The sequence below is a fragment of the Demequina sp. genome, assembly GCF_016278775.1.
Lineage (GTDB): Bacteria > Actinomycetota > Actinomycetes > Actinomycetales > Demequinaceae > Demequina.
In genome coordinates this window covers 1-22,094 of the sequence record NZ_JADQBF010000014.1, presented here as the reverse complement: position 1 = coordinate 22,094, position 22,094 = coordinate 1, and the positions used below count along the sequence as shown (strand labels likewise).

Annotated in this window: 21 protein-coding genes and 1 riboswitch; of the genes, 11 read left to right on the top strand and 10 right to left on the bottom strand. The window is 63.4% G+C overall.

The window, feature by feature from the left end:
• Positions 1-13 precede the first annotated feature (13 nt).
• The 4 genes from gdhA to QZZ33_RS02925 all read right to left on the bottom strand — a co-directional run bounded on the left by gdhA (position 14) and on the right by QZZ33_RS02925 (position 3,218).
• Positions 14-1,363, bottom strand: coding sequence for an NADP-specific glutamate dehydrogenase (gene gdhA, locus QZZ33_RS02940; protein ID WP_291378036.1), 1,350 nt, complete (start codon positions 1,361-1,363; stop codon positions 14-16).
• A gap of 75 nt (positions 1,364-1,438) precedes the next feature.
• Positions 1,439-1,849, bottom strand: a complete 411-nt coding sequence (locus tag QZZ33_RS02935) for a GreA/GreB family elongation factor (protein ID WP_291378035.1) — start codon at positions 1,847-1,849, stop codon at positions 1,439-1,441.
• A gap of 118 nt (positions 1,850-1,967) precedes the next feature.
• Positions 1,968-2,507 carry a hypothetical protein gene (locus QZZ33_RS02930; RefSeq protein ID WP_291378033.1) on the bottom strand — a complete coding sequence of 180 codons (540 nt, stop codon included), beginning with the start codon at positions 2,505-2,507 and terminating at the stop codon, positions 1,968-1,970.
• A 69-nt stretch (positions 2,508-2,576) separates the two neighbouring features.
• Positions 2,577-3,218: an FMN-binding negative transcriptional regulator gene (locus QZZ33_RS02925; RefSeq protein WP_291378031.1), complete on the bottom strand. Its 642-nt coding sequence runs from the start codon at positions 3,216-3,218 to the stop codon at positions 2,577-2,579.
• 174 nt (positions 3,219-3,392) lie between these two features.
• On the opposite strand from QZZ33_RS02925, the gene QZZ33_RS02920 reads away from it, so the two are divergent.
• A complete protein-coding gene (locus QZZ33_RS02920) occupies positions 3,393-4,358 on the top strand; it encodes a DUF4349 domain-containing protein (protein ID WP_291378030.1) in 966 nt (321 codons plus the stop codon).
• An 86-nt stretch (positions 4,359-4,444) separates the two neighbouring features.
• On the opposite strand, the gene QZZ33_RS02915 is transcribed toward QZZ33_RS02920, so the two are convergent.
• Positions 4,445-6,868: a glycosyl transferase gene (locus QZZ33_RS02915; protein WP_291378028.1), complete on the bottom strand. Its 2,424-nt coding sequence runs from the start codon at positions 6,866-6,868 to the stop codon at positions 4,445-4,447.
• A gap of 192 nt (positions 6,869-7,060) precedes the next feature.
• Here QZZ33_RS02915 and QZZ33_RS02910 point away from each other — a divergent pair, with 192 nt between their 5' ends.
• Complete coding sequence (locus tag QZZ33_RS02910) at positions 7,061-7,363, top strand: PLD nuclease N-terminal domain-containing protein (RefSeq protein ID WP_291378027.1); 303 nt, start codon at positions 7,061-7,063, stop codon at positions 7,361-7,363.
• On the opposite strand, the gene QZZ33_RS02905 is transcribed toward QZZ33_RS02910, so the two are convergent.
• Positions 7,360-8,520: a hypothetical protein gene (locus tag QZZ33_RS02905; protein ID WP_291378025.1), complete on the bottom strand. Its 1,161-nt coding sequence runs from the start codon at positions 8,518-8,520 to the stop codon at positions 7,360-7,362. The two genes, QZZ33_RS02910 and QZZ33_RS02905, sit on opposite strands and share 4 nt — an antisense overlap.
• Positions 8,521-8,585: 65 nt before the next feature.
• Between QZZ33_RS02905 and dcd the strand changes: the two genes are divergently transcribed.
• From dcd to QZZ33_RS02885, 4 genes are all read left to right on the top strand, one after another.
• Positions 8,586-9,161 (top strand): dCTP deaminase, encoded by a 576-nt coding sequence (dcd, locus tag QZZ33_RS02900; RefSeq protein WP_291378023.1) that lies wholly within the window; start codon positions 8,586-8,588, stop codon positions 9,159-9,161.
• Positions 9,162-9,531: 370 nt separating this feature from the next.
• Positions 9,532-10,491 carry a glycosyltransferase family 1 protein gene (locus QZZ33_RS02895; protein WP_291378021.1) on the top strand — a complete coding sequence of 320 codons (960 nt, stop codon included), beginning with the start codon at positions 9,532-9,534 and terminating at the stop codon, positions 10,489-10,491.
• Positions 10,484-11,413 (top strand): NAD-dependent epimerase/dehydratase family protein, encoded by a 930-nt coding sequence (locus QZZ33_RS02890; protein ID WP_291378019.1) that lies wholly within the window; start codon positions 10,484-10,486, stop codon positions 11,411-11,413. The genes QZZ33_RS02895 and QZZ33_RS02890 overlap by 8 nt, the downstream gene beginning before the upstream one ends.
• The gene (locus QZZ33_RS02885) at positions 11,406-12,383 is read left to right on the top strand and encodes a glycosyltransferase family 2 protein (protein WP_291378017.1); all 978 of its coding nucleotides are present in this window, start codon (positions 11,406-11,408) and stop codon (positions 12,381-12,383) included. The genes QZZ33_RS02890 and QZZ33_RS02885 overlap by 8 nt, the downstream gene beginning before the upstream one ends.
• 20 nt (positions 12,384-12,403) lie before the next feature.
• Here QZZ33_RS02885 and QZZ33_RS02880 read toward each other — a convergent pair whose 3' ends face one another.
• Positions 12,404-13,585 carry a polysaccharide ABC transporter ATP-binding protein gene (locus QZZ33_RS02880; protein WP_291378015.1) on the bottom strand — a complete coding sequence of 394 codons (1,182 nt, stop codon included), beginning with the start codon at positions 13,583-13,585 and terminating at the stop codon, positions 12,404-12,406.
• Between the two features lie 4 nt (positions 13,586-13,589).
• Complete coding sequence (locus QZZ33_RS02875) at positions 13,590-14,540, bottom strand: ABC transporter permease (protein WP_291378013.1); 951 nt, start codon at positions 14,538-14,540, stop codon at positions 13,590-13,592.
• 65 nt (positions 14,541-14,605) lie between these two features.
• On the opposite strand from QZZ33_RS02875, the gene QZZ33_RS02870 reads away from it, so the two are divergent.
• From QZZ33_RS02870 to QZZ33_RS02860, 3 genes are all read left to right on the top strand, one after another.
• Positions 14,606-15,616: a glycosyltransferase family 2 protein gene (locus tag QZZ33_RS02870; RefSeq protein ID WP_291378012.1), complete on the top strand. Its 1,011-nt coding sequence runs from the start codon at positions 14,606-14,608 to the stop codon at positions 15,614-15,616.
• 83 nt (positions 15,617-15,699) lie between these two features.
• Positions 15,700-16,215: a hypothetical protein gene (locus tag QZZ33_RS02865; RefSeq protein ID WP_291378011.1), complete on the top strand. Its 516-nt coding sequence runs from the start codon at positions 15,700-15,702 to the stop codon at positions 16,213-16,215.
• A complete protein-coding gene (locus QZZ33_RS02860) occupies positions 16,212-18,494 on the top strand; it encodes a hypothetical protein (RefSeq protein ID WP_291378010.1) in 2,283 nt (760 codons plus the stop codon). Before QZZ33_RS02865 ends, QZZ33_RS02860 begins: the two co-directional genes overlap by 4 nt.
• Here QZZ33_RS02860 and QZZ33_RS02855 read toward each other — a convergent pair.
• Together QZZ33_RS02855 and QZZ33_RS02850 are read right to left on the bottom strand one after the other, a co-directional pair.
• Entirely contained in the window at positions 18,491-18,751 is a 261-nt protein-coding gene (locus tag QZZ33_RS02855) for a hypothetical protein (protein WP_291378008.1), read from the bottom strand. The genes QZZ33_RS02860 and QZZ33_RS02855 overlap by 4 nt on opposite strands.
• The gene (locus tag QZZ33_RS02850; protein ID WP_291378006.1) at positions 18,748-19,893 is read right to left on the bottom strand and encodes a polysaccharide pyruvyl transferase family protein; all 1,146 of its coding nucleotides are present in this window, start codon (positions 19,891-19,893) and stop codon (positions 18,748-18,750) included. Before QZZ33_RS02850 ends, QZZ33_RS02855 begins: the two co-directional genes overlap by 4 nt.
• 142 nt (positions 19,894-20,035) lie before the next feature.
• A riboswitch (TPP riboswitch) is annotated at positions 20,036-20,159 on the top strand.
• Between the two features lie 24 nt (positions 20,160-20,183).
• Between QZZ33_RS02850 and QZZ33_RS02845 the strand changes: the two genes are divergently transcribed.
• Both QZZ33_RS02845 and QZZ33_RS02840 read left to right on the top strand, forming a co-directional pair.
• Positions 20,184-21,248 carry a thiamine ABC transporter substrate-binding protein gene (locus tag QZZ33_RS02845; RefSeq protein ID WP_291378004.1) on the top strand — a complete coding sequence of 355 codons (1,065 nt, stop codon included), beginning with the start codon at positions 20,184-20,186 and terminating at the stop codon, positions 21,246-21,248.
• 15 nt (positions 21,249-21,263) lie between these two features.
• Positions 21,264-22,094: ABC transporter permease subunit (locus QZZ33_RS02840; RefSeq protein ID WP_291378002.1), on the top strand; the 831-nt coding region annotated here is incomplete at its 3' end.

Here is a 22,094-nt window from a genome sequence, read left to right as displayed (position 1 = left end):
GTGCGTGCGGCCGCTACACGACCCCGAACGCCAGCATCGCGTCGGCGACCCGCGTGAAGCCGCCGATGTTCGCGCCCGCAACGTAGTTGCCAGGAGATCCGTACTCGTCGGCCGTAGTGAGGCATCTGTCGTGAATGCCTCGCATGATGATGCGCAACCGCTCCTCGGTGTAGGCGAAGTTCCACGAGTCTCGCGAGGCATTCTGCTGCATCTCGAGCGCGCTGGTCGCGACTCCGCCAGCGTTTGCCGCCTTGCCAGGGGCGAACAGCAGGCCCGCCTCTTGGAAGGCGCGTGCCGCGTCTGGCGTTGACGGCATGTTGGCGCCCTCGGCGACCACCTTGCAGCCGTTGCGGATCAGCGTGGCAGCGTCGCTAGCCGTGAGCTCATTCTGGGTCGCACAGGGCAGCGCTACGTCACACGGCACCTCCCAGATGCTCCCGCCAGTCACGTAGCGCGCACCGTTGCCCCGCTCTTGCGCATACTTCTCGATGCGGGCACGCCGCGAGAGCTTGATGTCCTTCACCAACTCGAGATCGATGCCACCCTCCTCGACCACGTAGCCGCCTGAGTCAGAGACGGCGATCACCGTGCCGCCCAGTTCACGCACCTTCTCTGCCGCGTAGATGGCGACGTTGCCGGAGCCTGAGATGACCACGCGCCTGCCCTCAATCGACTCACCTGCAGCGTGCAGCATCTCGTGAACGAAGAACACTGTGCCGTAGCCGGTCGCCTCCGTGCGCACCTGCGAGCCGCCCCACGTGAGTCCCTTGCCGGTGAGCACCCCGGACTCGTAGCGGTTGGTGATGCGCTTGTACTGGCCAAAGAGGTAGCCGATTTCGCGGGCGCCCACACCTGTGTCCCCCGCCGGGACGTCTGTGTGTTCGCCTATGTGTCGATACAGCTCCGTCATGAACGACTGGCAGAAGCGCATCACCTCGGCGTCCGACTTGCCCTTGGGGTCGAAGTCGGACCCGCCTTTGCCTCCCCCAATCGGCATTCCGGTGAGCGAGTTCTTGAAGATCTGCTCGAAACCCAGGAACTTGACGATGCCCAGGTAGACGCTCGGATGGAAGCGGAGGCCACCCTTGTACGGGCCAAGCGCCGAGTTGAACTCAACGCGGAAGCCGCGATTGAGTTGCACCTGCCCGGCGTCGTCGACCCACGGCACGCGGAAGATGATCTGGCGCTCCGGCTCACACAGTCGGCCAATTACAGACGATTGGGCATACTCCGGGTGCTTTGCCACCACGGGACCGAGGCTCTCGAAGACCTCGCGCACGGCTTGGTGAAACTCCGTCTCACCGGGGTTGCGGTTCACCACTTCCTCGAAGACGGGGATGAGTTGCTCGTGAAGTGCAGGCATGGGGGTACCTCTCGCGACGGGCGTCAAGTCGCGACCCGAAAAGTTGACCGGGATCGTGGACGGCGCTGGGGGTGGTCAGGCGACGGGAGTCGCCCTCAAGATCGTGAGAGTCACGGAGCCCTTGGGGGCCTGGACTACCGCGGTGTCTCCTACGTGCAAGCCGTTGATGGCCGAGCCGATGGGAGACTCGGGAGAGAAGACAGACACGTCGAGCGAGGCGTCAAGGTCGAGCAACTCCCGCGACCCCAACACGAACTCCAAGACGGAGCCGTCCTCCTCCGTCCGTGCCTCAATGCGCATGCCGGGTTCGACGAGACCGTCGTCTGGCTTGGAGGTCACCTCGGCGCGACTGACGAGACTCTTCAACTCGATGACCCTGGCCTGCTCCCGCTCGGTCAACTCGCGGTCGGCGGATGTCAGGTCCGTCAGTTCCAGCTGGAGCTTCTCCAGCGCTGCGGGAGTCATCCACACGACATCGGCGGCCATGGTCACGCACACTTCTCTTTCTGGGGAATCGAGGGGGCTAAACGTCCCACCATACCCTCGATACACCCGGCTTCTCTCCGAGCGGACGACGCTGGACGGTCGGGGACGACGGGTGCCGCTACTTGCAGGTGAGGTCGAACTCAACCGATCCCGCGTCGGCGAACTCGGCCGTGCCGACGATGGTGTCGCCCGTCCGCTCGTAGTCGACGGAGGAGGCGTCCTCTTGCAGTCCGGGCTCGCCGAGGTCCGCCTCGGCGACGTCATCTGAGATGGAGAAGCCGAAGTCCCCCAACTCCCCGACTTTCACCTGGATGTTGGCGTCCCCTGGGAACGCGGGGTTGTTCGCCTCGCAGATCCCAAAGTCGCCATCAAGGGTCACGAACTCACCGTCAACAAGGCCAATGCTGCGCCCCTCGACCTCGTAGGTGGTGCCAGCGACGGTCACCGTGCCCACGGGGTCTGCGGGCTCGGCGCCAGCGTCGGCTGGCTCGTCTGGTTCGGCTGGCTCGGCGTCTTGCGTGGACGTGTCGACGGTCTCGGTCGACTCGGGTGCCGTGGGGAGTGACGTGGCCGGATCCTCATCGGAGGAGCCGCACCCGCCGACCGCGAGGAGGCCAACGAACGCTACGAATGCGAGACCCTCTTCGAAATTCTTCATCCCCTTTTCTTAGCATGCCCTTACTAGATCCGCGCGCGGAAGGCCGCGCCGCGACCCTGCACGGCGGTCTCAGTCCAGCGTGTCACCTGCGCGGCGCAAAGACTCCATGTAGTGCGCGAGCGCGGGGTTTCGGAAGGGTCCCGGGCGCGACAGGCCCTCAAGAATGCCTGCTACCACCGCGTCGGGCTTGTCTTGGCTCATCTTGCGCTTGGCCTCGAACCGGTCGACCTTCATGCGGAACGCCACCGTGCCGTGGACGATACGCTGCGCGTACTCGCTGTTCTCGGTGCTCGCGTGCAGCCGCGTGGGCTGATCCGTCTGATTCTCGAAGAAGTCGACGAGCAGATCCATGAGCAGGAGGTTCTCCTGCTGAGTCACCACCACGGGAGTGCCCGTCAGGTGGGCCACCACAAAGTTCCAGGTGGGCACCGCAGGCGAGACCCCATACCAACCGGGCGAGATGTAGCCCTGGGGTCCCTCGACGATGATCGTGAGTTCGTGCTGGCCGAGCTCGTGCAGATCCTGATCCGGCTTGCCCACGTGACTGAACACGGCAAGCCCTTCAGCGTCGTCGTCCACCAAGACCGGGTAGTGCGAGGCAACGATGCCGCGGCCGGGCACGTGCGAGACGATGGTGCACCACGGGTGGTCACGAAGCAGCGTCGCGACCTCCGCGGGGTCCGTCATGGCGTAGTCGGGATTCGGTCTCACCGATGCTCCTCGCGTTGAAGGGCGCTGTGGCACGTGTGCGTACCAGCGTATACACGCCCGCACTCGGCTTCGCGGCTCGCGCCGAACGCGCAGGTCCCGCTCGATGGCGTCGTCGACGCGAGAGGGCAGACCCAACGTTGGCGGGCCCCCGTGCGTCTCACTAGCATGACCACCATGAGCACACCTCTCCTCGCAGCCCCGCGCGGCGCCCGCCGCCTCGGCGTCATCGCCTCACTCATCGCCGCTGCCGCGATGCTGACTGGTTGCTCCTCCGGGGCCGACTCCTCGTACGGCGAGCCAGGGGTCGCCGACGCCGGGTTCGCGGACGGTGGAGCCGACGCTCCGGCCTTCTCCGATGAGGAGTCCGCAGAGGGCACCCAGCGGTCGACTGCCGACCGCGCCGTGATCATCACGGGCACCCTGTACATGACGGTTGAGGATCCGATCGTGGCTGCGGACAGGGCGGCGGGCATCGTCAAGAACGCGGGCGGACGCATCGACGCGCGCAGCGAGACCGCTCCCGATGAGAGCTACGGCGGCTCGGCCTCGCTGACGCTGCGGATCCCTTCGAGCCGACTCGACGCGGTGGTCGACGACCTGCGCGAACTGGGCACGGTGGACCAGTACAGCACCGACTCCTACGACGTCACGACCGAGGTGACGGACCTGGAATCCCGGATCTCAACGCTGCGCGCGTCGACCAAACGCATCGAACGCCTGCTGGCAGAGGCCGAGGACATCTCCGACATCATCACGCTCGAGAACGAGTTGGACGGCCGACAGGCTGAGCTCGAGAGCCTTGAGGCGCACCAGCGTGGCCTCAACGACCAGGTGTCGATGTCGACCATCGACCTGTCGCTCACCACGGAGCCGGTCGTGATCGTCGAGGACGACGGGCCCGAGACCTTCTGGGACGGCCTGACGTCCGGCTGGGACGCGCTCGCGACCTTCCTCACGGGTGTGCTGGTCGTCATCGGGGTGCTGCTGCCTTGGCTCGCACTGATGGCACTCATCTTCCTTGCGGTGCTCGCGGCGATCCGCGTGAGGAGATCGCGCATTGCCCGTCGGGCGCCTGCGGCGACCGCGCCCACCGCGACTGCGCCCCAGGCGAGCGAACCGCCAGGACCCCCCACGGCGTAGCCCCCTCGAGACGACCCCATAGCGACATGACAATGCCCCGGCACGGGCCGGGGCATTGTCACGCGCAGAAGCGCGGCGGAGGGCGGCTACAGAGCAGCCACGACCTCCACGGTTGAACCGGCAGGGGCGTAGGGCACGGTGTTGCCCTCGATCGCCTTCCCGTCGACGGTGAGCTTGGCACCCTTGGCGCCGGTGGTCTTCACGGTGATGACGTACGTGGCACCGCGAATCTGGCGGCGCACGGTGTATTCGCCCACCTCTTCGCCGATGCACGGGTCGACCACCAGGCCGTCGTAGTCAGGGCGCACCCCCAGCAGGTATTGCGAGACGGTCACGAAGTTCCACGAGGCGGTTCCGGTCAGCCACGAGTTCTTGGCCTCCCCGTGGCGTGACGCGTCCTTGCCAGCGATCATCTGCGCGTAGACGTACGGCTCGAGGCGGTGCACCTCTGAGATCTCTTCGCGGTACGCGGGAGTGATCTGCTTGTAGTACTGCCACGCGTACTCAGCGCGGCCCACTACGGTTTCCGCGATGATCACCCATGGGTTGTTGTGACAGAAGATGCCACCGTTCTCTTTGTACCCGGGCGGGTACGTGGAGACTTCGCCCAGCTCAATCTGGTAGCTCGTGTACGCGGGGTTCTGCAGCACCATGCCGTGCGGGGTGTTGAGGCGCTCGCGGCACGCGTCTAGGGCCTTGATGGCCTTGCCGTCGTCAACGCCGATGCCACCCATGATGCAGAAGCCTTGGGGTTCGATCCAGATCTTGCCTTCTGCGTTCTCGTTCGAGCCCACCTTGTTGCCATAGAAGTCGTAGGCACGCAGGAACCACTCGCCGTCCCAGCCGTGCTCAATGACCGCCGTGCGCATCTGTGCGATCGCGTACTCGGCACGCTCCGCCTCGCCCTCGTCGCCGCGGCGTCGGGCCAGTGCGGCGTACTCGGGGCCGATCGCGCAAAACATGCCCGCGATGAACACCGACTCCGCGACCCCACCACCCTTGTTCTCCGTGGTCTGGAACGACTCGCCTGGCGTCGTTGAGAAGCAGTTGAGGTTGAGGCAGTCGTTCCAGTCGGCGCGACCAATGAACGGTATGCCGTGTGGGCCCATGTTCTTGAGCGGGTGGTCGAACGACCGCTTCAAGTGGTCCATGAGCGGTGCCGCCGTGGACTGGTCGTTGTCGAAAGGCACCAGCTCGTCAAGGATCGCGAAGTCGCCCGTCTCCTTGATGTAGGCGGCAACTCCCAGGATGAGCCACAGCGGGTCGTCGTTGAAGCCCGAACCGAGAGCGTGATTGCCTCGCTTGGTGAGGGGCTGGTACTGGTGGTACGCGCTGCCGTCCTCGAACTGGGTGGACGCGATGTCGATGATCCGCTCGCGGGCGCGCTCAGGCACCAGGTGCACAAAGCCCAGCAGGTCCTGACTGGAGTCCCTGAAGCCCATCCCGCGGCCCATGCCGGTCTCGAAGTACGAGGCGGAGCGGGACATGTTGTAGGTCACCATGCACTGGTACTGGTTCCAGATGTTGACCATCCGGTTGAGCTTGTCGTCGCCGGACTGGACGGTGTACGAGCCCAGCAGGTTGTCCCAGTAGGCGTTGAGCTTGGCGAACTCTGCATCGGTCGCGTCGTTGGTAGCGAAGCGTTCCAGCAGCGCCTTGGCGCCCGTCTTGTTGATGACGCCAGGCGAGGCCCACTTGTCGTCCTGCGCGTTCTCCAAGTAGCCCAGCACGAACGTGTACGTCTTGGACTCGCCTGGAGCCAACTCGACCTCGAGGTGGTGCGACGCGCACGGGTACCAGCCGGAGGCAATCGAATCACCAGACTTGCCAGCGTGCGGGACGGCGGCCTCGTCGAAGCCATTGCCGAAGCCCAAGTACGTGTCTCGGTCTGTGTCGAAGCCAGCGATGGGCGCGTTCACGCCATACACCGCGTAGTGGTCGCGGCGCTCCCGGTACTCGGTCTTGTGATAGATCGCGCCGTCCTCGACCTCCACCTCGCCGATGCTCAAGTTGCGCTGGTAGTTGGTTTGATCGTCCTCTGCGTTCCACAGGTTGAACTCAAGGAAGCTGAAGAGCGAGAAAGACTTCGCGGCGTCCGACGTGTTGGTCACAGTGACCTGGTGCACCTCGGCATTGATGTCGACGGGCACAAAGAGCAACACCGACGCGCGCAGGCCGCCGCGCTCACCGGTGATGCGCGTGTAGCCCATGCCGTGGCGGGTCTCAAAGAAGTCGAGATCGGTCTTGTAGGGGCGGTACGAGGGGCTCCACACGTCCCCGCCGTCGTTGATCGAGAAGTAGCGCCCGCCGTCGTCGATCGGCACGTTGTTGTAGCGGTAGCGCGTGAGGCGACGCATCTTGGCGTCGCGGTAGAAGCAGTAGCCGCCGCCCGTGTGGGAGACCAGACCGAAGAAGTCCTGCGACCCCAAGTAGTTGATCCAGGGGTACGGCGTGTGCGGCGTCTCAATGACGTATTCGCGGGCTTCATCGTCGAAGTGACCGAACTGCATGTGGAGACCTTCCAGAACGTGGTGGGGCCTTTGGGCCGAGCCCAGCCTAACCCCATGATCGCGCTCTCACGACCCCCTGGGAACCCCCGCGCTCGAAAGTTTTCGATGCAACCGGTTCGATTTTCCGGACCGGGACGCCTGTCCTGGCCTCTCGCGCTGGACGCGCCCGTGCTGGGCTCCTACTGTGAAGCCATGCGATACCTGCTGCCGATGATCCTCTACGTGGGCCTCACTGTCTATGTCATCGTGGACGTCGCCCAGCATCCTGACGAAGAGCCGTACCGTCTTCCCAAGACGCTGTGGGTGCTGATTGCGCTGTTTGCGCCCTTTGTTGGCGCTGGCGCGTGGATTGTCGCCAAGCTCAGCAATCGTCGCGCGCCGGGCAACGGCGGCGGTGGCTACCGTCCCCCACGCGCGCCGGACGATGACCCGAACTTCCGGGTGTGGCTCAATGAGCAAGAACGACGCCGACGCCGGGACGGCGGCAAGGACTAGGGGTTCTCTGCGGTGATCGATGCGGCAAGAGCCTCGACAGCCACCGTGTCGAACTCGCCGCCGTCCCGCGCCGACGCGATGACCACCGCAGTTCCCCCTGGCCCCAGCGGAACGAAGTAAGCAACCTCAATGATGACGTCGCCCTCTGGCGAGACCACATCGGCGACGGCTCGCGTCATCTGCCCACCGCTCGTGGTCGTCAGGGCGGCGTTCTCGGTCAAGGTGAGTTCGTAGCCACCCGGGGACGTCATGGTCTCGCCCACTGCGGACGGCACGGACTCCCCAGCTCGCATCTGCACCTCATCCAACCCCGTCGCGAAGTGCGCAGTGACATGCACGTCGCTGTCGCCAGAGAGGTCCACCCACCCGCCGAGATAGTCGTAGTCAGCGGGGCATTCCCACCCGGCCGAATCCAGGTTGGGCGAGAATGTGTATGCCCAGTCCGGCTGCGGCGCGGCGCTGAAGGTGTCGCAATAGCTGTGCCAGCGCCCGTCATCGCTGACGGGAGCCCCACGGCGGCCCTCCACGGGCTCCGGCGCCGTGAACGCGACCGTCTGAAGCGCTTCCATGAACTGCTCGGCCGCCGCTTCGTCTCCCTCGTAGCTCTCCACCAGCACCATGAGCTCGTAGTTCCCGTGGAAGATGTGGATCGCGTGAATCGTGGTCAGCCTGCCGCGAATGTCTCCCGTGACGCTGCCCCACCAGCCGGCGCCGCCGGTCGCCGTTTGGATTCCCCCCTCGGGACCCATCACGGGGTCCGTCATGTCGGCGGCCCATGAGTCGAGATCCTCGAACACCTCGCCCCTCGGGTATTCCGTGGGCACGATGGCGTGGGCCGAAACGGTCGCGAAGGGTTCGCCTTCGTTCTCAATCTTCGGCGCGGTGCCAAAGTAGGCGGCCAGCACCGTGTCGGGCACCAACTGCGAGTAGCGAGCCGTGTGGTCGTTCCAACCCTCGGGAAGGTCCATATCGAAGCCGACGCCGGAGGAGCTCACCCAACCCGCCGCCGCTGGCGTTTCCGAGGGGGTGGGGACCGCCTGCGTGGGCGCTGGCGTGGCATCGTCCGTCGCGACGGGCAACAGGCCGCAAGCACCAAGCCATAGAGCCGCCGCGGCGATGGCCGCCAACCTCATCGTCGGACGTTTCGCGGTGTTCATGTGCCCCCCACCTCGTTGTGCGTGGTTCGAGGCTAGCAGCGGGACAGTCGCGATAGGTTGACCCCATGCTGCTTTCGGACCGCGACATCCGCACCCAGATCGACTCGGGCCGCGTCGCCCTTGACCCGTACGACGCGGCCATGATCCAGCCGTCGTCCATTGACGTGCGGCTGGACAAGTACTTCAGGGTGTTCGACAACCACAAGTACGCCTCGATCGACCCGTCCATCGAGCAGCCAGAGCTCACTCGCCTTGTCGAGGTCGACGCCGACCGGCCCTTTGTGCTTCACCCAGGCGAGTTCGTCTTGGGCTCCACCTACGAGTCCGTGACGCTTCCCGACGACATCGCGGCCAGGCTTGAGGGCAAGTCGTCCCTTGGTCGCCTCGGGCTACTGACGCACTCCACCGCCGGCTTCATCGACCCTGGCTTCGAGGGCAATGTGACGCTGGAGCTGTCCAACACGGCGACGCTGCCGATCAACCTGTGGCCCGGCATGAAGATCGGCCAACTGTGCTTCTTCCAGCTGAGCTCTCCGGCCGAGCATCCGTATGGGTCAACCAAGTATGGGTCGCGGTATCGGGGACAGCGGGGGCCGACTGCTTCTAAGTCGTGGATGAACTTCTACCGCAGCGAGGTGTAGTCAGCACCACTCGCAGCGAGGTGGCAAGCAAGCGGTCGGTGTGTCGCATGTAGCCTTGGCACGACGAGATGGACCTGACGGAAGGCGGATGATGGGGCTGAGACGTGCGTATCGCATGGCGGGCCAGTTCTTCAGCGCTGTCAAGAGGCAGGGACCTCGTCGCGCACTTGGCCTGGTCGCTCAGCGCCTCGCTCCTCCCAGTCACACGGTGGTCGACTCGCGCCCCATGGTGTCGGCCCAGGACATGGTCTCAGTTGACTGGACGAATCCGCCATTGGCCCTGAGAGAGCCGTTATCGGTAACCGAAGGCCCCATCGATGTCGCGTGGGTGACGTCGCCCCCCAGTGCTGGCAGTGGCGGTCATCAGAACATGTTCAGGTTCATCCACACTCTCGAACAGGCGGGGCACAAGTGCACTGTCTACCTCTATGACTGGCAAGGCTCCACAGCCGACGGTCCCGCGCTCAAGAAGATGCTGGAGACGGTGAGCGCCTACCCGAACCTCAAGGCCGACCTTCTTCCTCTGAGGGGCTCAGTTCACGACTCGGCACAGGCCCTCTTCGCGACCGCATGGGAGACGGCGTACCCCGTCTACTTGGACCCGTCGCGTGCGCGTCGTTTCTATTTTGTCCAGGACTTCGAGCCTTGGTTCTATCCCGTGGGTGACAACTACGTGCTCGCCGAGAACACCTACCGGTTCGGATTCCACGGACTGACCGCAGGCGCGTGGCTCGAAGACAAGTTGTCAACAGAGTATGGAATGGCGGCGGACCACTATGACTTCGCCGCCGACTCAACCCGCTATCACGTCACCGAAGCCAACACCGGGAGTCGTTCAGGTGTCTTCTTCTACGCTCGCCCTTCGACGCCGCGACGCGCGTTTGATCTGGGAATCGCGGCGCTCGCGGAGTTTGCGAAGGCGCGACCGGACGTCACCATTCATCTCGCGGGCGGGCGACTTGATCCGCACCGGGTCCCCTTCGCTCATGTGAACCACGAGAGCCTTGACCTCGCCGAACTCAACCCCCTCTACAACCAGTGCTCTGCAGCACTCGTACTGTCGTTGAGCAACATGTCGCTGCTACCCCTGGAACTTCTCGCCGCGGGCGTGACTCCCGTGATGAACGATGGACCCAACAATCGACTCGTGTCGCAAAACCCCCACATCAGTTTCGCCCCGCTATCGCCGGCCGTGATCGCTCGGCGGCTTTGCGAGATCGTCGATGATCCGCCCGACCCCTCGACCCTTTCCGCGTCGCTGGGCGGTCGAGACTGGACCGATGCCGGCGTCCAATTCACAACGGCGTTTGAAAGGGCGATGCGTGGCTAGAGTCTCGGTTATCGGAGGGAACGGCTTCCTGGGTTCCCACCTCGTCGATGCGCTTGCCGCAGCGGGGCATGAAGTCACGGCGTTTGACCGCTTCACCCAGCGCCCGCCGGTGTTTGAGGCTAATGGGGTCGCCGCCCTGACCGGGGACTTCATGTCAGATGACGACCTCGTATTGGCCGTCACTGGACAGGACACTGTCTTCCACATGCTTTCCACCACAACCCCCGCCACTGCCGACGCTGACCCCGCATACGACATCCGAACGAACGTGGTGCGCACACTGGCACTGATCGATGCCTGTGTCGACGCCGGAATCGGGAGACTCGTCTTCGCCTCGACGGGCGGGGCGATCTACGGGCCTCAACACAAGGGCCGGTATCGCGAAACCGACGCTGCCGAGCCGATCTCTCCCTATGGCATCGGCAAACTGGCGATCGAACGCTATCTCGAGTTCTATCGGCGACAACGAGGCTTGAACTCCGTCACATGCCGCATCTCCAACCCCTATGGAACGCGCCAGCAGGCCGACAAGCCGCAAGGACTCATCCCGATCGCCCTGCGGCAGATTGCCCGCGACCTACCCGTAGTGCGCCTGGGCGATGGGTCCATGGTGAGGGACTACATCTATGTGGACGATGTGGTGCAGATGCTTGCGCCGCTGGCAATCGACGCTGTCGAGCACTCTGTCTACAACATTGGTAGCGGCATCGGACTCACTGTCAACGACGTACTCGCGACACTCGAACGGGTCACGCAACGCGAAGTCATGATCGACGAGCGGCCCCAACCTCCGTCGTTCGTCGACGAAGTAGTCCTGGATACGACACGTTTCACCGATGAGTTTGGTGAACGGTCGCTCACCGCCCTAGACGAAGGTGTGGCGGCAACCTGGGAAGCCATCTTGAGGCACGACCATGAGTGACCACCTCGCGACGGTCGTCATCCTCACCTTCAACGGAGAGACCTACCTCCGACGGATCCTGGAAGCCTTGCGCGACCAACAGTTGGACGGCGAATTCGATGTGCTTGTGATCGACTCGGGTTCCACCGACACGACCCTCGACATCGTGAGCGACTTCCCGGAGGTGCGCGTCCACCACATCGACAAGGCCGATTTCGGCCACGGTCGCACTCGGAATCTGGCTGCTTCGATGTCGAGAGGCGAGTTCACCGCGTATCTCACCCACGATGCAATCCCGGTGGACTCCTCCTGGCTGCGGCACTTGCTGGAGCCGCTGCGCACCATGCCAAGAGTGGCTGGTGTGTACGGCCTCCAGGTGCCACGACCACGGTGCGTTCCCTTGCTCAAGTACGAGATTCGCGGGGTGTTTGGAAGCGCAGGCGTGGGCCATGGTGTGACAGTCGACGCGCCCGGGTGGGCGCCGACCGAGATACAGGCGCGTGCGACCTTCTACTCGGACGTCAATTCCGCTGCTCGCACTTCGGTGCTCCTGGGTGAAGTGCCTTACCGGGATGTGCCTTATGCGGAAGACCAGTACTTTGGCGCGGATCTCCTTGAGTCTGGGTGGTGGAAGGCGTTCTCCCCGATGGCTGCGGTAGAGCATTCGAATGATCTCACCGTGAGCGAGTACCGCCGTCGCATCTTTGACGAGGGGGTTGCGCTCAGCAGGCTCGGGTTCCCTGTGCCCACCGGAGGCGCCATGCGAACCGTGGTGAAGGCCATGCGCGGCATCGTCGGAGACACCCTTCGGATTGCGAGGGACCCCGACTACTCGTGGCGTCGTCGCCTGTACTGGTGGGCGGTCAACCCGGCATACCAGGTGGCGAAGTGGTCAGCCTACCGCCGAGTCTCGAAGGTCGACATCGACAACGAGGCAGTGGTAGAAGCCCACTCTCTCGAGGCCTCACGGCGCCGCGATCAGGGCGCCTAGAGCGCGAGAAGTGCCCGCCGCTAGAAGGAGTCGCTGACATCGAGCTGCGGCTCCAGATGGAGCAGGCCGTTGCCCTGACCCATCCGGGGCATTTCGAACGACGCGGCGGCGGCAATCGCATCGTAGGCCGCTGCGTTCTCCGGCCCGACTGCCGCGTTGACCACATAGTTTCCCGGTCCAAGCGCAATTCCGTCGAACCTGAACCTCACCTGGTGGACACCGGCCGTATCGGGAAGAGTTTGCTCCAGCCTGAAGGTGTCGATGTCAAAGAGGCGGACTCCGTCGACGGTCAACAGTGCGATCTTCACACCCCACGCCTGCATCGGGTGATCCACCTTCACCGCCACCACGACGTCGAGGCTCGTCGAACCCACGTGTCGTGTCACCGTCGCATCAACCAAGTCGATGCGACACGTTGCTTCGGCGTGTGTGTGTCGCTCCTCGGTGGGCAAGTCGAGCGCTGCTTGGTCTCTGTACAACGCCTTGAGCAGGTCAACGCCTTCTTGCGCATCTCCGTCGTGGACCAGCGATCCACCATCAAGAACGAGCACCCGGTCGCACAGTTGGCGAACGATTCCCGAAGAGTGACTCACGACAATGATCGTGCGCCCCTCGCGCTGGAACTCAGTGATGCGGTTCATGCACTTGCGCTGAAACGGTTCATCCCCGACCGCGAGGACTTCGTCCACGAGCAGTAGATCAGGGTCAACGTGCACCGCGACCGAGAAGCCGAGGCGCACGTACATGCCCGAACTGTAGAACTTCACTTGCGTGTCGATGAACTTCTCAATTCCAGAGAAGTCAACGATCTCGTCCATGTGCTGGTCCGTCTCGCGGCGGCTCAGTCCGAGGATTGCGGCGTTGAGGTAGATGTTCTCGCGTCCGGTGAGGTCGGGGTGAAACCCTGCGCCCAATTCCAGCAGAGCCGCGAGTCTTCCCCGGCGTTCCACGACCCCAGACGTCGGCTCCAGAATTCCACCGATGAGTTTGAGCAACGTGCTCTTGCCCGAGCCGTTGTGGCCCACCAAACCGACCGTCGAGCCGGCGTCGATTGCAAAGGAGACGTCCTTCAGGGCCCAGAACTCGTCGGGCGCGGTACCGCGGCGTACTGCCGCGAGCGCCGCCTCCTTGAGCGACTTCTGCTTGCGCAGGGAGAAGTGCTTGGAGAGGTCGTCAACGCGAACGATTTGAGGTGCAGACACCAATCTAGATCTCCTGAGCGAAGTTGGCCTGCAGGCGGGCGAATACCCTCTGAGCGAACCACAACAAGGCTAGCGCCCCTGCAAGAGCGATCCCGAGCCGAAGGGCCAGATCATCAGGCCACACGACAAGATCCGACTCAGTCCCGCCCGGCGCCCACAAGCCCCGCTGCATGCCCATGATGGCGGCCGTTACGGGGTTCGCAAGATATGCTTGCTCGATCCAGGTTCCCCCCACAAACTCGTGGACGAAGCGGAACGAGTAGACGATGGGCGATGCCCAGAACAGCACGACAAATACCACTTCCACAAGGTGTTCGATGTCGCGGAAGTAGACGTTCAGACCAGCAAGCAGCAGCGCGAGGGCGTAACTGAGAATCATGAGGACAGCTATTCCGACGACGGCGTATCCCAGGCCGGTCCATGCGGGGATCTCATCGAAGACGATGACGGCCACCACAAGAATCACGCACTGGACGAGGAACATGAACATTGCAGACCCCCCTGCAGAAAGAGGGAAGACCTCACGTGGGAGTCTGACCTTCTTCACCAGGCCCGCATTGCTCAAGATGGAACTCGTACCTTTCTGTACGACTTCGGTGAGCAGTGTCCACCCCATCAGACCGATGAAGACGAAGATCGCGAACGAGGGTATGGCTCGAGAGACGCCAAGGACCTTGCCGATGGCGAAGTAGTAGACGACGAGTTGAGCAAGGGGTCGCGCGAGAGACCACACCATGCCAAGCGAACTGTCCTTGTAGCGCGCTCGCACCTCGCGGCGCGACAACAGCCACACAAGTTCGCGCCGCTGCCACACGGCCTTGACTGAACCCCAGGTGCCCCGCCAGAAACTGCCAGCAGGCCCGGTTGTCTCGAAGGGCTCTGCTGCGACGCGCGCCCATCGTTGCTCGGTAGGCGTGTTGCTCGACACCGTAGCTCCTGACATTGATCTGAACATGGCGAGTGTAAACGACTGAGTGCAGCACCCCGACTCTCCGCCATGAAGCAACCTACACTTGCACCATGACCCCAACGTCCCCGTCGGACGGCAGTGCCGCGACCCTGCGCACTGTGTCCGTGGCGCTGTGCACCTACCAAAGTACGCGGTTTCTCGAACCACAACTCCGCAGCATTCTTGAGCAGGACTACCCGGTCACTGAGGTCGTCATAGCCGACGACGGCTCGACGGACGGCACAGTCGACCTGATCGATCGGCTGAAGGATGAACTTCCGGGCGGGGAGATCATTCGCGTGGTAGCAACCGAGCGGGTCGGCGGCTTCTCGAAGAACTTCGAACGCGCGATTTCGGCTTGTACCAGTGATGTCATCGTCTTGTCTGACCACGATGACGTGTGGCTTCCACACCGCTTGTCCCACGCAATCACGCACTTGGGACCCTCGGGGTCTCGGTCACTCGTGTTCTCGAATGCCGAACTGATCGATGACAACGGCCGGCGTCTACCCGGAACGCTATTCGGGGCATACGACGTCTCCGAACGGGAGACCTCGGAGATGCTCTCCGGGGACGCTTTCCACGCCCTGTTGAGAAGGAACATCGTGACGGGCGCGACCGTCATGTTCGAGAGTTCCTTGTTGAGCGTGGCGTTTCCTGTCGGACACCGGTGGATCCACGACGAGTGGTTGGCGATCATGGCGTCCGCGGTAGGGACCATTCACATGATTTCTGAACCACTCATTCAGTACCGCCTTCACGGCTCAAACCAGATTGGCGTCCCTCCCAGGTCGAAGGTCAAGCGCACGGTGGCGGCGCTCAAGGCCGGATCGCCGAGGTTTCACCTGTTGCGAGACCGCGCAGGCACTCTCGTCAGTCGTCTCGAGGCATCAGGCGCGCCTCAGAGAATTCTTGAGCGAGCACGCGCGAAGTTGGAATTCGAGCACGCGCGTTGCCGGTACACGCGGATCCCGGTCGCGCGATACGGGAGGATCTCGGTCGAATGGCGGGCGGGGAAATACCATGAGTTCACCCCGTTTCCTGAACTCGAGCGTTGGCGTGATCTGTTGCAGAGTCCGTGACGGCCTGCGCGAAGACTTGACGGATTTGCCACTCGCCGCAGTGAAAGGTGGCAACCACAAATCCTCGGGGTTACTCTGACCGCATGGCAAAACCGTTCCAGTTGGCGCACAAACGCGCCACGACGCTGCTTGTGGCGTGCGTGGTACTCACAACCGCGTGCTCGGGCTCCAACAGTGACCCCATGCCCGCTCAGACAGTAACCGCAACGGCGACGGCATCATCCGAGCCGAGTCCGGGAACGACCTCCCAGCCGACAGTCGCACCCAGCCAAGAGCCAGAGCCGGATTCGGAATCCTTCGCAGTGCAACCGACGATCAGCTTCGCGACAGTGGACCCCGACGGATCCATCACCGTCGGCGGCTTCGTGATCGGCGTTGCGGAGGACGACAAGGAGTGTCTCTTTGCCCTCGAAGCGCGATCAAGCGACGCTCGGGTGACTGCAACGACTCTCGGATTGACCAATCAAGACACCACAGCTTGCGGAAGTACAACGCTGGCAGACCCTCGCCTTTCCCGAGGCGCTTGGGACGTGACTCTCACCTACACCACAGGCGGCGCCACCGTGACGTCCGACCCGGTTCTTCTGGAGATCCCATGACTCTTGCGTGGAAGCCTCGCGTCTCTCTTGCGCTTGTCGTTGCGATTGTGGCGGCAGTGCTCGTCGCTACGCCGCAGGCGGAGGCCCGCCCCGTGGGGTCTTTCGATCCCGGCTATATCATCAGCGATCAAGAGTTCTACAACGGATACGCCATGACCGCCTCCGATATCCAAAAATTCCTGAACTCAAAGGTGAGCAATTGTGTTTCCGGCTATACCTGCCTGAAGGACTACCACCAGCCAACTCCCAATATCGCGCCGGATGCATTCTGTGATGGCTACGTCGGTGCGCCCGACGAGACGGCCGCGGAAATCATCGCTAAGGTCGGCAAGTCCTGCAACATTAGTCAGAAGGCTCTCCTCGTCACTCTTCAAAAGGAGCAGGGGCTTGTCACTCACGTTTGGCCTAGCGATTGGCGATATGACAAGGCGCTAGGGTACGCCTGCTCTGATAGCGCACCATGCGATGGTGCTTTCAAGGGCTTCGTCTATCAAATGTACTACGGAGCACGCCAGTTCCAGCGGTACGCGCAACTGCCCACTCGATACAACTACCAGGCAGGGCGCACCAACAACATCCTTTTCCACCCGAATTCCTCCAAGTGCGGCTACTCACGGGTGTACATCACGAACCTCGCGACCGCTGGCTTGTACAACTACACCCCGTACCAGCCCAACAGCGCCGCGCTCAACAATCTGTACGGCACTGGCGACTCGTGTTCTTCCTACGGAAACCGAAATTTCTGGCGATACTACTGGGATTGGTTCGGATCGCCCATTGAATCGAACGTGCTTCTGCGCACCAAGGAAAGCACTACGGTGTACTTCATCAGTGGTGAAACGAAACACCAGATACCGAGTCTCGAGGTGTATAGGGAGCTGCGTACGCTCGGTGGCGTCGGTTATGTCACGCAAGAATACCTCGACAGTTTCTCCGACGGACCAATGGTCGGTTCCAACTTCCGCAATACCTCGGGCAGAATCGCGATGCTTGATCGCGGCAATATGCTGTCGTATCCCTCGTGCGGTATGCTCCTCGACTTTGGGTATAGTTGCTCGGCGGATCATTATGTCCAACTCGACAACGCCCAGATGTCGCTGTTCCCCAACGGTCCGACGCTTACAGAACTGGTCGGCACCGACACTGGTGCGCGCTATCTCGTGCAGGAGGGCGTCAAGCGCGAGATCGCTGACGAACAGGCACAAGTAGCTGCCGGCATCACCGCTTCGATGGTCGTACTGAGCGACAATTCCGTGGCACATCTGACACTTGGGGCGCCCATTGTGTCCGAACCGGCTTTGGTCCGGAACAGGGGAACGGGCGAGTATGGCGTGTTGTACGACGGTCAGCTCCACATGGTGCCGGTCGGGGAGGAAACGGCGTTCACGGGCGCGAACATCACTCAGTCGAGCCTGTCCAATGCAAGTTTCTCCCAGTTGCCAGCCGCCGCAACGACAATTTCAGGCATCGCCGTCGACTCCGCAGGAACGACGTACGCGCTCACGAGGGACGGACGATTCTCGGTGGATCCTGCGCTGTTGAGATCGGAGTCGGACCCCACAGCGCTTCCCGATGACTTGCTCGCGCTGTGGCCCAACCTGGGAGCGCTCACTGAGAGCATGCTCATCAAGGCCACGGATCGCGCTTCCGTCTACCTGCTGACGGATGCAGGCCTGCGCCAGTTCTCCTCCTTCGCGGCATACAGCTCCGTCACATCCCACGGCGACTGGGCGTTCACGCTCGTTCCTCCCACCGTCGTGTCCGCCCTCAAAGCAGGACCGCGAATTCTGCCTGCCGGGGCCATGGTCCGCACAAGTTCCAATCCGCGGATCTACTACATCGACGGACTGACCCAAGCCCTGCCTCTCTCGAGCTTCGAGATCTCAAGCGCTGCGGGAGTCTTCGGTTACTCCACTGTGGCTGAGTCGGACTTGGCTGGCTACCCCACCAGTTCCGACTACTTTGGCTACGGGATGCGATGTGACGGGGTGGCCCACGTGGCGGCTAACGGTGCGATACATGAAGTTGCCACGGAGGACGAAGGACGCTGGCCCATCGACTTTGTGGACCTTGACCGCTACACGTGCGCGACGCTCGACCGCGGTGCTGCGATGGGATCCTTTGTCCGGGCCCCGAATGGAGCCATTTATCAACTCGAGGACGGGCAGAAGAGGCCGATCTCGTCGTGGAGCCGCTGGCTCGAATTGTCCGATGGGGCCGCGTGGGTCAATATCGACAACCGCCTTGCGGCTGCCATTCCGACCGGTCCTCGTGCCTAGCGAATCAGCCCGCGCAACACGCGCTTGATGCGTCGCTTCGCACGATCGACGATTCCGATGCGATCCTGCTGTTGCACGTGAACCAGTCTGGCGATCTCCTCGATGTAGACGAACGATTGGGACTCGTGGAAGTCTCGCTCCTCAGTGCGGACCGCGAGGGCAGATTCGTAGTAGTCGGCCATCTCCACGAGCAGCTCGCGGTAGACCTGCACCGGGTCCTCGCCGTCCGGGACAATGACATCAAATTGTGAGTTCACGAGAGTGCCTCCCTGACCCGGCGTGAATGCGCATCGGCTTGGCTGGCGAGGCGCGTCGCTGTCGCTTGGCTCGCGCCCCGCTGAAACGAGGTCAAGCCCCGCAGAGCCTCCCGAGCAAGGTTGGCCGGGTCAACACCGTGCGCATAGGCGGGATCCCAGGTAGTCGCATAGCGCGACACCTTCTCATTCTCTAGCGAGATGCGGGGAACTGCATAGGCGGCTGCAAGGACGCGCCCGTGCAACGACGTGCCCACCCACATCTCCGCCCGTGCCACGTAGTGCACCAGATGCGTCACATTTCGATCGGTCAGGACCCTGATGGCGCGCGCGCCACTCTCACGCGACGCCGCTGCGGCGATGGCAGCGTAGATACCAAGACTGTCGTGACCGGGCGCGACACCGGCGGCGAAGAGCACCACGTCAAGGTCCGCCTCGCGTGCCAAAGTGGCTACTTGGTGAGCCACCTCCTTCACCGTGTGGTGACGCACAAGGTTCACGTTGATCTGAACCAGCGCATATGGCGCTGGCAAGGGCCTGGCGATGTCGTCCGGACCATAACCCGGAACACCGGTAATCGCGTGAACCATGTCTGGGCCGATCGAGACGGTGACTCCTTGCGCTGTCAAGAACTCGTGAGAAGGGACGTCGCGGACGTGAACCGCGGTCGCGTGTTGGAGTGCCGCCAGTGACCTGGTGACCACGTCGGGTTCTGCACGTGCAAGTGCGCTCAACCCGACAGAGTTCACCACCACCTGAGGGCCATCTGCGCCCATCTCGGGCAGGTACGCGAGCGCTCGGTGGTCAGAGAACCCCTGCTCCTCAGCGCGCGAGCGTCGAACCTGTGGCGACTGGGCCAGATACTCGGCACGCGCATCCCCCGCCAAAGACATCGCTAGCGCATCCTCAAGCACAACGCCACCCACTTCGCCACCGACAACCCAGATGGCGTCGACGCGTTCCGTCGCCAAGTGCTTGCGATAGTTGACGACCGGCTCACCGCTACTGAGGCGGCCGGCCATGATCGATCCCGCAGTGACGTCCGCGTCTTGCAAGTAGTTCTTGGTGACCTCGTGAAAGAGGGTGTCACCAAAGTTGTCTCGTTCGAAGGCACCGAGCGTCAACACCCTCATTGCTTGACTCACCTGCTGTCCATCGATAGGCGGTCCGGCCTTGCTCGGACCCGCGGGGCTACGCTGCCCCCACACACCGTAGCGCCGGAGGCCGGTAGGGGAAAATCGCCGCCTGTGGAAGTGCGCGTGGCATCCGAAAACTGGCGTACCGTGGTAGCCACGACAGGGGAGCGCCTCCACATCCGTATGTGGGCCAAGGGCGCTGAGAGTGCGGTCACCCGCAGACCCTCGAACCTGATCCGGTTTGCACCGGCGTAGGGAGTCGAGTCTCATTACCCCTCCTGAAGTATGGGAGGAACCGCATGCGCATCACGCGTGCTTTCGCCATCACCGCAGCAGTCGCCGTTGGCGTCGCTGCCTGCTCCACCGCCACCGACGATCCGTCGTCACAGTCTCCCGACTCCACGGAGTCGCCGATGCCGACGGAGGTCACCGTGGTGACCCACGACAGCTTCGCGGTACCGGACGACGTGTTGGCGGCCTTCGAACAAGAGTCCGGCCTGGACGTGACTTTTGTCGCGCCTGGGGACGCCGGAACGCTCGTCAACCAGCTCATTCTCACCAAGGATGCGCCGCTGGGCGACGTGGTCTACGGGGTCGACAACACCTTCGCCTCACGTGCTCTCGAAGCGGGCGTCTTCGCCGACTACGCGTCCGACGCCCCCGCCGCGGCGGACGCCGCCTCGTACGCGATCGGCGGGTCACAGGCACTCACCGCGATCGACTTCTCGGACGTGTGCCTCAACATTGACCTGGCGGCCTTCGAGGGTGACGTTCCCGCGCCGCAGACGCTCGATGACCTGCTGGACCCCGTGTACAGCGGCATGGTGTCGGTGACCAATCCCGCCACGTCGTCACCAGGACTTGCCTTCCTGCTGGCGACGATCGCGGCAAAGGGCGACGCGTGGCCGGAGTATTGGGAAGCCCTCAATGACAACGATCTGCGTGTCACGGCGTCTTGGTCGGATACGTACTTCACCGACTTCTCCGCACCGAACTACGGGGGCGACTACCCGATCGTGCTCAGCTATGCGTCGTCTCCCCCGTTGGAGGTGATCGATGGCCAGCCCACCACTGCGGCCCTGCTCGACACGTGTTTCCGGCAGGTCGAGTATGCCGGAGTCCTCGAGGGAGCCCAGAACCCACAAGGCGCGCAGCTCGTGGTCGACTGGATGCTGTCCGATGGCTTCCAGGCCTCCGTACCAGAAAACATGTACGTCTACCCCGTCTCGTCTGCCGTCCAGGTGCCTGCCGAGTGGACGCAGTTTGCGCCGCTTGCCCAGGACCCGTGGACGCTAGAGCCCGCCACGATCGACTCCCAGCGCGACGAGTGGATCGACACCTGGACGGACACCGTCCTCAACTAGCAGGACACGCCTCAGATGAGCGCTCAGCGCGTACGCCGCGTCGGCCCCCACCTCGTGTGGTGGGGGCTCGCGGCGCTGCCGCTGGGCTATCTTTCGCTGTTCTTTGTCTGGCCGCTCGCGACCGTGTTGTGGCGCGGTCTCACCCAAGACGGTTCCGTGCGCTTCGACTTGGCGGCGCAGGCGCTGACGGACCCACACATCCTCAGGGCAGTGGGCACGACGCTGGTGCTGGCGGGAGCGGGGACAATTGGTTCACTGTTGCTCGGCGTGCCAGCCGCATACGCGCTGTTCAGGCTGCGCTGGCCAGGCGTCTCCTTCGTGCGCGCCGCAGCGAGCGTTCCGTTCGTCTTGCCCACGGTGGTGGTGGCGGCAGCGTTCTCGGCGCTGGTGGGGCGGGGCGGACCGCTCGGGTGGACAGGGCTTGACCAGTCGCCGTGGGTCATCGTGGCCGCGCTCGTGTTCTACAACACGTCCGTCGTGATGCGCGTTGTGGGTGGAGCGTGGGCAGGGCTGGACCCTGGTCGCGTGGCCGCCGCACGCACGCTCGGCGCCAGCAGGCTGGCGGCGTTTCGACACATCACCCTTCCTGCCCTTGGGCCAGCGCTCGCGTCGGCCGCGTCGCTGGCCTTCCTCTTCTGTGCGTCGTCCTTTGGCATCGTGCTGGTGCTGGGCGGCACCCGGGTCTCCACTATCGAGACGGAGATCTATCTGCAGGTCAACCAGTTCTTGGATCTGCGCACCGCCGCGCTCCTCTCGCTGATTCAACTCGTCATCGTGGGTCTCACCTTGTGGGTGACCGACCGCGCACGGCGGGCGCGCGAACGCTCGGCGGCGGTGCGCAGAATC